This window comes from Actibacterium mucosum KCTC 23349, from assembly GCF_000647975.1.
In the GTDB taxonomy this organism is placed as follows: Bacteria; Pseudomonadota; Alphaproteobacteria; order Rhodobacterales; family Rhodobacteraceae; genus Actibacterium; species Actibacterium mucosum.
Window position 1 is genome coordinate 188,539 of record NZ_JFKE01000004.1, and the last position, 12,640, is coordinate 201,178.

A 12,640-nucleotide genomic window follows, 5' to 3' on the forward strand; every position below is an offset into this window, starting at 1 on the left:
TTGCTTTATTCCGCGGCTTTGCGCGCCGGGGGTTTGCGATAGGTCTCCAGCAGGACGGTCATATCATCCTCCCACGGGCCGCGCCCCCACACCACTTCACTTTCTTCCGCCGCGCCGCGCGTCACTTCCAGCTCCAGCGCGCGGGTACCATGGGCGGGGTCAATCGGCTCGATCTTCATGGCGTTGAACTGCGCCTTGATCTCGTCCGACACCATGCCGCCGCTGTCCCACGGGCCCCAGCTGATCGCGGTGACCGCGCCGGGCCATTCGGCGTTCAGCACGCGCGCCAGTTTCGACACCGTCTCGTTCGCCGCGCCATAATCGCCCTGCCCGCGATTGCCGAACCGGCCCGCTACCGAAGTAAAGAACACCAGGAATTTCAGGCTTTCGGGCCGCAGCACCTTCGACAGCACAAACGCGCTTTCGGTTTTCAGGCGCACCACGTTGTCAAAGCTGGTCAATTCCTTGTCCAGGATCAGCTTATCCTCGATCACGCCGGCGCCGTGCAGCACCCCGTCGATGCGGCCATGGCGGGTATAGACATCCTCGACCACCGCGCCCAAGGCGCCCGGGTCGCGCACATCGCATTGCAGGTATTCCACCGCACTGCCCAGCGCCGCAATCTCGGCCATCGCCGCGCGGATTTCGCGCGCTTTGGTCACGGCGCGGAACTCGGTCTCAATCGCCGCCGGGCTGACCTTTTTGCCCGCCGCCTGCGCCATCTTGATCAACGCGGCCTTCAGCGCATGCGGCGTGTCGGCGGCCGACAATTCCGCCGCCTCATCGCCTTCGGGCGCGGGTGACGAACCCAGCAGAACAAAGCGCGGCTGGCTGGCGGCGGCCATATGCTTGACGATCTTCGCGGTGATACCGCGCGCCCCGCCAGTCACCAGCACGACCGAGCTGCCATCCACCGGCAGACGTTCAGCCGCCGCCGCGTCGATGGCGCGTTTCTCGGCAAACAGGCCGTATCGCGCATCGCCTTTCAGGCCAATCTCGACCAGCGGATCGCGCCGCGCCGCCTCGGCCAGCATGCCGTCCACCATCGCCTCGGGCGTGGCATCGGTGGCAAAATCCACCGCGCGCACATGCGCCTGGTCCCATTCCTTGGACACGGTTTTCAACAGCCCCGGCGCACCGCCATCGGCCGGTGCAACCGGCACCGTGCCTTCAAAGCCGAAGCCACCGCCAAGGCGCGTGGCGCACATCACCACCGCGTCGGCCCGGGTGCTGAGGCTGGGCCCCAGCGCCGACAGCAGGCCGTAAAGCGCGCGCAACGCCGTGTCGACCGACCCGCGCCAATCTTCCAACGTCATCTCGCTGACCGGTTTAACCACGCGCAGCGGAGCGCAATGGATCAAACCCGCCGCGTTGCCTTTGATCTTGTCCACCGCCTGTCGCAGCGCCGCGTCATCCGACAGATTCACACCGCTCAGCACCAAAGGCGTGCCGCCCTTGGCCTCGACCGCCTTGGCGATGCCGGCGGCCACCCCGGCCTCGTCATCGGTCAGCACATAGGTCGCGCCCGGCGTCACCCATTCGGCGGGTTCGGGTATGGCGACCTCTTGCGGGACCATTACGAACCGCGCGCCCCAGGCGTCGGCATCCACTTTCGGCGTATCGGTTTCGGCGACAACGGCCACTTGGGCCGCAACTGGCGCAGCGCCGCCAGTGAACTCCGCCGCGACCTCCATAAACTTCGCCACGATCCCGCGTACGGAACGCTCGCGACTAACCGGTCCCATCTTCTCGCGCGCGGCTTCGCCCGCATCGGGCAGAAGGTCGCCGCGCAAGGCACCGAGGATTTCAACCCGCTTGATCGAGTCGATGCCAAGATCGGCTTCGAGGTTCAGATCAAGGTCCAGCATGTCTTGCGGATAGCCGGTGCGGTCCGAGATCAGCGCCAACAGCGCCGCCGTCACGCTCGCCTCGTCCAGCGATGGGCCAGCCGCAGGTGCCGGCGCTGCCACGGGGGCCGACGCTGGCGCGGCGGCGGATGTGGTAAACTCTGCTGCAACCTCCATAAACTTGGCCACGATCCCGCGCACGGAACGTTCGCGACTGACGGGGCCCATCTTCTCGCGCGCGGCTTCGCCCGCATCGGGCAGCAGATCGCCGCGCAGGGCGCCGAGGATCTCAACCCGCTTGATCGAGTCGATACCCAGATCGGCCTCGAGGTTCAGATCGAGGTCCAGCATGTCTTGCGGATAGCCTGTCCGGTCCGAGATCAGCGCCAAAAGCGCCGCCGTTACGGTTGCCTCGTCCAGCGATGGACCAGCAGCGGGCGTCGGCGCCGCCATGGGGGCCGCCGCTGGCGCGGCGCCGCCGGTGAACTCCGCCGCGACCTCCATAAACTTCGCCACGATCCCGCGTACGGACCGCTCGCGGCTGACCGGCCCCATCTTCTCGCGCGCGGCTTCGCCCGCATCGGGCAGCAGATCGCCGCGTAGCGCGCCGAGGATTTCCACCCGCTTGATCGAGTCGATGCCCAGATCGGCCTCGAGGTTCAGATCAAGGTCCAGCATGTCTTGCGGATAGCCGGTGCGGTCCGAGATCAGCGCCAACAGCGCCGCCGTCACGCTCGCCTCGTCCAGCGATGGGCCAGCCGCAGGCGCAGGCGCCGCCACGGGGGCCGCCGCTGGCGCGGCGGCGGGTGCGGCAAACTCGGCCGCCACGTCCATGAATTTCGCCACGATCCCACGGACCGAGCGTTCACGGCTGACCGGACCCATCTTCTCGCGCGCGGCTTCGCCCGCATCGGGCAGCAGATCACCGCGCAAGGCACCGAGGATTTCCACCCGCTTGATCGAGTCGATGCCAAGATCGGCCTCGAGGTTCAGATCAAGGTCCAGCATGTCTTGCGGATAGCCGGTACGGTCCGAGATCAGTGCCAACAAGGCCGCCGTTACGGTTGCGTCGGTTAGAGTTGGACCAGCTGCGGGCGCGGGGGCCGCTGGTGCAGCCGGGGCCGCCGCAGGTTTCGGGGCCGCCGCTGCCGGAGCGGGCGGGGCAACGGGCGCAGGTGCTGCGGCCGGGGCGGGACGCGGCGCCGGGGCCGGCGTGGGCATGGCTGCCGCGGGTTGCGGCATCGTCGGCATGGCGGGCATCGCAGCCCCGCCGCCCAGCCATTGCATCATGATCGCCCGGTTGTTCTCCAGGAAAGAGGTCATCAGTTCCTGGTGGCGCTGCATCACCGCCTCGGCGCCCGTTCCCGTCACGGCGGGGGCCGTCCGCGCCGCCGGGGCTGCGGCAGGTTGCGGGGCCGCCATGGGGGCGGCGGGTGCGTTCACAGGGGTCGCAGGCGCAGTGGCAACGGGCGCAGCCGGGGCCGCAGGTTTGGGCGCATCGGTCACAGGTTTCGGATCCTCTTCGATACGGGCGGCAAAACCGCGATGTTTCGGCGTGCCGTTGATCGGGCGCACATTGGCGGCATCCACTTTCCACAACATGGCGCGACGCGGGTCGTCGGCGGGTTTGATCGCCCAATTGGCAACGTCCAGATCGCCCTCGGACCGGCCGGCAAAAACTTGCGCCAGATCCAGCGGCAGACCAGCGGCCATCGCGCCACCCAGCAGGCTGAGCAGCTGTTGCGCACCCGCCCGGCCCTTCTTGTCGGATGGCAGGGCCAGATGCGGCTTGTCACCCAGAATGCGGCCCGTCAGGCCGGTCAGAACCGAGCCCGGCCCAACCTCGAGGAAAAGCCGCGCGCCGGCCTCGTGCATCGCCTCGATCGAGCCGACAAAATTCACCGGGCTGACCAGATGTTCGCCCAATTGCGCCTGCATCGCCGCCCCGTCGCCGGGATAAGGCGCGGCGGTGGCGTTGCCGTAAACCGGCATGTCGGGCGCGGCCATCTCAACCTGCGACAGCTCGCCGGCCAGCAGGCTGCGCGCCGGGGCGACACAATCGGAATGGAAGCCGCAGGCCACCGGCAGCCGTTTGGCCGCAAACCCGGCCTCGGTCAGCATTTGCGATGCTTTTTCAATAGCTTCGGTTGGTCCGGCAATCACCGTCTGATCGGGCGCGTTGATATTGGCCAGCGTGACGTTACCCAGCCCCTCAATCGCCTCGCGCACCGCCTCGGCCCCTGCGTTCACCGCCACCATGGCGCCCAGATCGTCGCCACCGGCGCTGATAATGGCCGAGCCGCGGGCATGGGCCAGGTGCAGCAGGGTCTGCGCGTCATAAGCGCCCGAGGCATAAAGCGCCGAGAACTCGCCAAAGCTGTGACCAGCCGCGGACCCGGCGCTCAGGCCAAAGCCGCGCAGCAGGTCCAGAACCGCGACAGAAACCGCGCCAATGGCCGGTTGCGCCACGTCGGTGCGTTTCAGCGCCTCAACCTGTTCGGCGCGCTCATCCTCATCGAGCGTCGGGCGCGGATAGATCAGTTGCGACAGCGGCGCGGGCGTGCGGCCCGATAGCGCGGCCGAGGCATCCTCCAACGTCGTGCGCACCTTGGGGAAGGTCATGGCCAGATCGCCCGCCATGCCGGGATATTGCGAGCCCTGACCGGGGAAGAGGAACGCCACCTGTTCGGTGCTCAGCGGCGCTTCGGCCGAGAAGAAGGCGCCCATCGGATCGACGGTGCGCAGGGTCTCGTCGCCTGCGGCGATCGCATCGGCGGCGCGGGTCAGCCGGGTCGCGGCATCCTCAACCGAGGCGGCCACCAGCGCGAACCGCGCGCCCGCATCGGCCTTAAACGCCTTGGCCAGGCTGGCGGCAACGTCGCGCAGGGCAACCGCGCCCCCCGCATCGGTCAGCGCAGCAGCCCCGTTGCGGATATCGGCCAACAGCGCGTCTTTGTCAGCGGCCGAGAACAGCAACAGCTCATGCGTCCAGTTGCGGCGCAGCGGCTCCTGATGCTTGGGCAGATAGCCGCCATTATATTCCTCAAGCACCGCATGGAAATTGGTGCCGCCAAAGCCAAAGGCCGACACCCCGGCGCGGCGCGGCGTGCCCTCGGGCGCCATCCAGGGCCGCGTTTCGGTGGAGATATAGAACGGGCTTTCGGCGAAATTCGCGCCTTTATTCGGCACCTCGACATGCAGGGTCGAGGGCAGCACCCGGTGGTGCAGCGCCATGGCCAGCTTGATCATGCCCGCACAGCCCGCAGCGGCCTTGGTGTGGCCGATCATCGACTTGACAGAGCCCACGCCGCAGAACTGTTTTGCATCAGAATAGTCGGCGAAGGTCTTGGAAAGGCTGGTGATTTCGGTCCGGTCACCCACCGTGGTGCCGGTGCCATGCGCCTCGACCAGACCCACGGTCGACGGTGACACGCCGGCGCGGGTATAGGCGCGCACAAGGGCCGATTCCTGCCCCTCGGGCCGGGGTGCGGTCAGCGACAGGTCACGCCCGTCGGAACTGCCGCCCACACCGCGCAGCACGGCATAGATACGGTCGCCATCGGCCTCGGCCTGATCCAGACGGCGCAGCACCATCATGGCCAGCCCCTCGGAAATAGCGATGCCATCGGCGCTGTCGTCAAAGGTGCGGCACCGGCCGCGCGGGCTAAGCGCCTTGGTCTTGGAAAAGGCCAGGAAATCAAACGGGTTCTGGAAGCTGTCAGCGCCGCCGACAATCACCATGTCCGAGGTGCCATTCTCCAACTCGCGCGCGGCCATCATCACGGCGGCCAGCGACGAGCCACAGGCCGCATCGACGGTAAAGTTCACCCCGCCCAGATCGAACCGGTTCGTCACCCGCCCCGCGATCACGTTCAGCAGGATGCCGGGAAAGCTGTCCTCGGTCCAGCCGGGCAGACGTTCCTCAGCCGTTTCGTTCATGCCGCCGGCAATGGCCGGCATCGACGAACGCACCGCGTATTTCTGCCCCAGCGGGCCGGCACCACCGCCCACGCCGATGATCACCGACGTCTTGCGACGCAGCTCGGGATCGGGGATGTGGCCATCCTTGAAGCCCGCGTTTTCCAGCGCCTGCCGCACGGTTTCCAGCGCCAGCAATTGCAGCGGCTCGATCGAGTTCATCGAATTCGGCGGGATGCCATACCGGATCGGGTCAAAATCGACCTCGTCAATGAACCCACCCCATTTCGAATAGGCCTTGTCGGGCGCATCGCGGTCGGGATCGAAATATCGGCGCCAGTCCCAGCGGCGTTCGGGCACCTCGTCCACCGCATCGACGCGGTCCAGGATGTTTTCCCAATAGGCGCTGAAATCACCGGCCTTGGGCAGGATCGTGCCCACCCCGGTGATGGCGATCTTGCTGCCCTCGCCCTCGCGGATCACCGGTGCCACCTTGGGCTGCTCGGCGAAATTGGCCAGAACCGCGGCGCTTTCGGTTGAAATGGCGCTGTGCAGCGCGGCAATCGTGGTGGGTTTCGAATGCAGGTTGGCCACCTGCCCGATCATGTATACCCCGGTTTTCAGCTGCTCTTCCTGGCTGATATCAATGAACTTCTCGGCCCCGTCGACCTTGCCGTAATCAGGGTTGCGATCCACACCTTTGGACGCAATGCGCGAGCGGCCCACATTGAAATGTTCCAGCTCGTCCTTGACCTCATCGGGGTCCACGCCGCTTTCCAGCAGCGCCTTCTTCTTGGCAAAGAACTCGTCCACAATGGGGCTTTCCACCACGCGCGTCGCGTGGCCGGGGCCGCTTTCCAGCAGCATCGTGCGTGAACTTTCCAGCGCAAGCTGTTGATATGTATCCAGAACCGCGCCGGCCCTCACCGCCTCTTCGGTCAGGATATAGGCCGTGCCGACAATCACGCCGATCTTGGCCCCACGCGCGGCCAGGCCCGCCGCCAGAGCCGACACCATCGCGCCCGATTGCGCGTCATGGATGCCGCCGGCAAAGATCAGCTCGGCGTCGATCTCACCCTCTGGCCCGTAATGGTCCAGAACCGCGTCCACCGCCTGTTGCCACAACACGGCCGAGCTGCGCGGGCCCACATGGCCGCCACATTCGCGCCCCTCAAAAATGAACCGGCGCGTATCGCCCTCAAGGAAGAGGCTCAAAAGCCCCGGTGACGGCACATGCAGGAAGGTCGGGATACCTTGCGCCTCAAGCGCTGCGGCCTGATCGGGGCGGCCGCCCGCGATCAGCGCGTATTTCGGCTTCTGGGCGGCGATCACCGCGGTCTGCTCTTCGCGCAGCGCGTCATCGACAAAGCCCAGAATGCCAACGCCCCACGGCTTGTCGCCGATCTTGGCCTTGGTCTCTTCGATCAGTTTCGTCGCATCCGGCCCCCGCATCAGCGCCAGCGCCAAAAAGGGCAGCGCCCCGCCTTCGGCCACCGAAACGGCAAAATCGGCCACATCCGACACGCGGGTCATCGGCCCCTGGATGATCGGATACCGGGTGCCGGTCACCGCCGTCAGCGGGCTGTTTTCGGCCAGCGGCTGTACCTGCGCGGCCTGCGCGGCCAACCCGTGCGCCTGCGCGGCAATATCGTTCAGCGCCGCCGACACCGTGCCGTATTGGTCGGCAAACCGGCGGGCAAAGCTTGCATCCTGCCCCACCAGCCAGACCGAACCATCGGGCGCCATCACATCAACCGCATCCGCCACCGAGGCGGCAAAGGCATCGGCATCGGCGCCGGGAATGTCCAACTCGGCCAACTTATGCGCCGGTTTGTGATCGGCCCGCCAGAAGGTGCGATAGCCGCGGCCCATATCGCCGCCCAGAACGCGCGTTTCCGAGCCATCCATGCGCGAGATCGCACGGCCCATCGCGCCGGTATCGCCGGCCTCGTCCAGCAGCGCCAATTGCCAGTCCAGCATCACGCCCTTTGCACCCGCAACCAACAAGGCCGCCGCTGTGTTCGGCCCCACGCCGCCATGTGCAATCACCGGCAGGTCGCTTTCGCGCACCAATCGCTGCGTCAGCAGGAACGTGGTCTCGTCACCGACCCGGCCCCCGGCCTCGTGCCCCTTGGCAATCAGGGCGTCTCCGCCGGCCTTCGAAACATCGGCCAGCAAGCTCTCGTCGCGCAGTTCAACAATGGCGACCGAGTTCGGAGCCAGTTTCTTTTGCGCCGTGATCGCGGGCTTCAAACCTTTTGTGTCCTCGACCACGTAGATAACGCAGCCAAGATCACCCAGATCCGCGGCAAAGCGGTCATATACCTCTTTCGCGTCACCAACACGCAGCTTCAGGCCCCAATGGCCCCGCGCTGCTTTTGCCAGTTGTGCAATGGGTGCCGCCGCCTGTTGAGCACTGGCAAACTCCAGATCCAGGATGCCAACATGGCCTGCTCGACTGGCTGCAATTGCCGGTGTCGCAGACTGAATATTCGCAGTGTTCGAAGCAAGAACCGTGAACTGGTGGGAGAAAATCGTCATCCGTAACGCTCCTGAAAGCGGCATTCGCCGGGACTGTCCGTTGTCATTTTTGTTACCGGGAAAAACCATGAGCCCGGGTCAAGGGGAATCCGCATCAAATTTAGAAGATCAATTGTATGAAAAGAGTTGTAACAGCCAAGACGCACAAACGGTCTGCGGTCGCACGGGAACAACACACGCACGAAACTGGGCAAATTGGGCCCTAACAGCCCATTTCTTAAGCAAATCCTCATCTGGCAGCCACCAATAATTTTGGCACAATAGGACGTCCAAGCCCGCCTATCAACTGCGCAACTATATCACAAGGATTGTGACCAAAATTTGGTAGGCATCGGCGGATAACCGTCAAAATGCAGCGTCCATCACAGTTTTGTTGCAGATTCGCAACGCCCGAAGGGTGGCAAGGCACCCCATTCAACACCGTCCAAATTCCGGGCATCCACAGCCCCGTTTTTAGGCATATGCCGGTCGCCCCCTTGCGTCCGGCATGCAATATTCGTTGTCTGTTCATGTGCCTGTTATTGCGTCAGTCGCCCTACCAAAACGCTAAGGCACATGATCTAGGCAGACAGACGCTGTTCGACGGGTTGCTGCGCATAGGCCCCGGCAAAGGCGGCAGGCATGGACAACACACCATAGCTGCGTCCGTCTTCCGAGTTGCGATAGGTTGGTCCCACCAACGTCACCTCATAGCCCAGCTGCCGCAACGCACGCATCAACAACAGCGACGACAGGCAAATCATCTGAACCGCGCCACGCTCCTGCGCCATACCAACCAAACCGTCCACGATCATCCGCAGACACTCTGACCGCTCAGCAGCCGTATTCAGATCATCGCTGATCACCAGCCGCGTGCACTCCCATACCAGGGGGCTGGCAATATCACGCTCCATGACCTCGGGCGGGATATGGGCAAGCTTGCCCGAATGCGCGTCTCGCAACATATACGTGTGCTCGCCCCACGTTGCAGTTGTGGTCATCGCGCGGGCGCCACCAACAACCTTGCCATCCTTCATGACCAGCGAGTAACACGCGACAGGTGTGTCGTACTGGTCCATCTCAAAGTCCGCGTTATGCGGTACATCCCAGCCCAGATCGTCGACAAAGACCTTTTTTCTCAAGGTCAAGTAGTCGAAGAACGCGTTGCCGTGCTGATGCAGCTTGGCGAACTCAAAAGAAATATTATGCATTGTGAATCTCCGGTTATGCCCGGACATTCTGCGCCACTCGGCGGAAATTTGCTAACCCCACAGTTGTCAAGCCCTGTATTGGCTTCGCGCACACGGTGAGAAGCTACAAGATTCCTCGACTTTTAGCTATCGACGCTGCCTGCGATGGTGTTTGCGCGCCCAGCTTCCGCTTGGCGTTGCTAAGCCGGGCCTTGACCGCGCTGATCGAGATATTCAACTCAGCCGCGATCTGCTTCAGGCGCAGCCCCTGCGACTGCATGCCCAACGCCTCGATCTCGGCCTCGGTCAACGACAACTGTTGCCCGCTAGCCTGATGCAAATGCAGGACAGTTTCCCGCAGCAGCTCCAACTCGCCGTCTGAAAACGGCCGGTCACTGCGCGCAAAGTTGCCATAGCTGCGCCGCCCCGTTCCGCCGGTCGCCAGAACCGACACAACCGCACCGTGCTTCAACCCGAACTCGGCCGCCTGCTTCAGGACACCGCCGCCATCCTCCTGGTCGATTTCAGACCATCGAATTACGCCGTCGGTTGAGTAAACCCATTTCATGACAGGGTCATGCACCACCAATCCATGCAAGGTATAGTGACGCACCCAATCCTCGGGCAGTCGGTTAAGTTCTTCTGATGGGAAGGAAAATCCAACCCGAAGCCCGATATAGAATCCTGCCGGCGCGACGGAATAGAGCTGCGCTTCGTGGCCGAACAATAAACTCATGGACTTCATTTGGTTGCTGTGGTCAATCTAGCAGTATTGTTTGAGTTGAGTATCCGTCAACCCTAGGGTTGATCGATTGTTGGACGATTCACCAGAAATGTGGATGCAAGATGTCGAAAACTGCTGAACTCTCTAATTTGCTCGCAACGCTGTCCAAGCATTGCGACACTGGTTTCGCCCTTGCGATCCACATTCGTTTCACCCGCCCCTCGCTTCTGTTCCAAACCTATGCACCCGACTGGATGCAGTATTACAGCCAAAACGGCCTGTTCCTGTCCGACCCGGTGGTCAAATGGGGCATAGAGAACGCCGGGCTGGTGCACTGGGACGACCTGCGGGATCAAGATCCTGCCGGGGTACTTGCCAAGGCATCAGAGCATGGCCTGCACAACGGTATCACATATTCCTGTGGACCGGTAGAGTCGCGCACGATCTCGGGCCTGACAACGTCGGCCGAGCCATTTACAGATGCCGCGATTGCCGAAATGAAACAGACAATCGATGCGGTGCATGCGCTGACACAGGACATCGAGTCGCTGCCCGCAGCCGAGCGCGAGGCGATGATGGCCATCCAGCTGGGCGAGGAATAGCCCCCGAAAGCCGAAACAAAGGTTTCGCCGCAGCCGCGAAAGCGGAACATGTTCCCATTTGGGGCGACGATTGCTCCACACGCTCCTTTTTTGTTCGCCGATATGGCCAAAAACCGGGAAAAACACCTATTTTGCCGGTCTGAAAGGAGCCATTCGCGTGCAACACTATCCGGTATATCTGGCCGTCGCCAATCAGACCATCGTCCTTGCGGGCGGCGGTGCGGCTGCCGTGGCCAAGTTGCGCCTGCTTCTGAAGACCGAGGCGCGGTTGCATGTCTATGCCGCCGACCCGGTCGCCGAGATCGTGGATTGGGCTGCACAAGGGCGCTTGGCGCTGCATCGTCATGCGCCGGTGCAGGAGAACTTCAAAGGTGCTGTTCTGGCTTTTGCAGCCGCCGAGGATGCGGTGGCTGATGCGCAGATTGCCGCGATGGCCGCGCAGGCGGGTGTGCCTGCCAATATCGTCGACAACCTGGCCGACAGCGCCTTTATCACGCCGGCCATCGTGGATCGTGACCCGGTCACCGTGGCCATCGGCACCGAAGGCGCTGCCCCGGTTTTGGCCCGTGCCATCAAGGCCGATCTGGAAGAACGCCTGTCGCCGCGTCTGGGTCTGCTGGCACGTATCGGCAAGCTCTTCCGTCCGCGGGCCGAGGCCCTGCCCCATGGCCGCGCCCGCCGCAACTTCTGGGCCGATTACTATTTTGCCAAAGGCCCGCGTGCCGCCGAGGCTGGCGACGACCTGGGCGATGTGCTGAACGCGCTGCTGAACGAACACCTTGCCCAACACCCTGAACAGGGCCACGTGGACATTGTCAGCGCCGGTCCGGGTGATCCGGAACTGCTGACGCTGAAGGCGCGCAAGGCGCTGCATGCCGCCGACGTGGTGATCCATGATGGCCTCGTCGCGCCCGAGATCCTGGAACTGGCCCGCCGCGAGGCCGACATCATCGCCGTGGGAAAAACCGGGTTCGGCGCCCACACCCCGCAGGACCACATCAACGATCTGATGATCGACCACGCCACCCAGGGCGCCCATGTGGTGCGACTGAAATCGGGCGACGCCACGGTCTTTGGCCGACTGGACGAAGAGCTCGAGGCGCTGGATGCCGCCCATATCCCGTGGACCATCGTTCCCGGCATCACCGCCGCCTCGGCCGCCGTGGCGCAGATCGGGCAGTCGTTAACCCGCCGTGGCCGCAACTCGGCCGCGCGTCTGGTCACCGGCCATGACGTGGCAGGCTATGCCGAACAGGACTGGCGCGCGCTGGCCAAACTCGGCGAAGTGGCCGCCATCTATATGGGCAAGCGTTCGGCCCGGTTCATTCAGGGCCGCCTTTTGATGCATGGTGCCGACCCGGCCACCCCCATCACGCTGGTTGAAAACGCCTCGCGCGCGGACACCAACACCATTTCCACCACGCTTGGGGCCCTGCCCGATGCCGTGACCCCGCTGACCGGCCCCGCGGTGATCTTGCTGGGCCTTGCCCCGCGCCGCGCCACCGAAACGAACACCGAACCGAAGGAGCTCGTACAATGAGCCGTAAATTCACCCCCAAGGTTGTGACAGCAAACGACCTGCTGGAAGGCGATGTGATCTGGCTGACCGAGGATGATCAGTGGACCCGCCACATGGCCGAGGCCGAACTGATCGTCGACGAGGCTCACGCCCAGATCCGGCTGCTGTTCGCCGAAGGCCAGCTGGCCCATATCGTTGGCCCGTACCTGGCCGATGCGCAGGCCGGTGAAAACGGCCCCGAGCCCACCCATTTCCGCGAAACCTTCCGCACCCGCGGCCCGTCGAACTATGCCCACGGCAAACAGGTGGAGGCCTGATCC

At 64.1% G+C, this 12,640-nt stretch carries 6 protein-coding genes; 3 read left to right on the forward strand and 3 right to left on the reverse strand.

Annotated elements, in window-relative coordinates:
- Nucleotides 1-5: 5 nt before the first annotated feature.
- The 3 genes from ACMU_RS19555 to ACMU_RS10180 all read right to left on the reverse strand — a co-directional run bounded on the left by ACMU_RS19555 (nucleotide 6) and on the right by ACMU_RS10180 (nucleotide 10,211).
- A complete protein-coding gene (locus ACMU_RS19555; RefSeq protein WP_051588249.1) occupies nucleotides 6-8,306 on the reverse strand; it encodes a type I polyketide synthase in 8,301 nt (2,766 codons plus the stop codon).
- A 560-nt stretch (nucleotides 8,307-8,866) separates the two neighbouring features.
- On the reverse strand, nucleotides 8,867-9,496 hold the full coding sequence (locus ACMU_RS10175) for an acyl-homoserine-lactone synthase (protein WP_051588250.1): 630 nt from the start codon (nucleotides 9,494-9,496) through the stop codon (nucleotides 8,867-8,869).
- 103 nt (nucleotides 9,497-9,599) lie between these two features.
- Nucleotides 9,600-10,211, reverse strand: a complete 612-nt coding sequence (locus ACMU_RS10180; protein ID WP_035259204.1) for a helix-turn-helix transcriptional regulator — start codon at nucleotides 10,209-10,211, stop codon at nucleotides 9,600-9,602.
- A 110-nt stretch (nucleotides 10,212-10,321) separates the two neighbouring features.
- Here ACMU_RS10180 and ACMU_RS10185 point away from each other — a divergent pair, with 110 nt between their 5' ends.
- From ACMU_RS10185 to ACMU_RS10195, 3 genes are all read left to right on the forward strand, one after another.
- Nucleotides 10,322-10,801, forward strand: a complete 480-nt coding sequence (locus ACMU_RS10185; protein WP_081805489.1) for an autoinducer binding domain-containing protein — start codon at nucleotides 10,322-10,324, stop codon at nucleotides 10,799-10,801.
- Between the two features lie 157 nt (nucleotides 10,802-10,958).
- On the forward strand, nucleotides 10,959-12,341 hold the full coding sequence (gene cysG / locus ACMU_RS10190; protein WP_035259734.1) for a siroheme synthase CysG: 1,383 nt from the start codon (nucleotides 10,959-10,961) through the stop codon (nucleotides 12,339-12,341).
- Nucleotides 12,338-12,637 carry a DUF2849 domain-containing protein gene (locus ACMU_RS10195; RefSeq protein WP_035259205.1) on the forward strand — a complete coding sequence of 100 codons (300 nt, stop codon included), beginning with the start codon at nucleotides 12,338-12,340 and terminating at the stop codon, nucleotides 12,635-12,637. The genes cysG and ACMU_RS10195 overlap by 4 nt, the downstream gene beginning before the upstream one ends.
- Nucleotides 12,638-12,640: the final 3 nt, after the last annotated feature.

Excerpts from the sequence above, each read along its gene's own strand:
- ACMU_RS19555 (WP_051588249.1), bottom strand. The coding sequence starts at position 8,306 with ATGACGATTTTCTCCCACCAGTTCACGGTTCTTGCTTCGAACACTGCG.
- ACMU_RS10175 (WP_051588250.1), bottom strand. The coding sequence starts at position 9,496 with ATGCATAATATTTCTTTTGAGTTCGCCAAGCTGCATCAGCACGGCAAC.
- ACMU_RS10180 (WP_035259204.1), bottom strand. The coding sequence starts at position 10,211 with ATGAGTTTATTGTTCGGCCACGAAGCGCAGCTCTATTCCGTCGCGCCG.
- ACMU_RS10185 (WP_081805489.1), top strand. The coding sequence starts at position 10,322 with ATGTCGAAAACTGCTGAACTCTCTAATTTGCTCGCAACGCTGTCCAAG.
- ACMU_RS10195 (WP_035259205.1), top strand. The coding sequence starts at position 12,338 with ATGAGCCGTAAATTCACCCCCAAGGTTGTGACAGCAAACGACCTGCTG.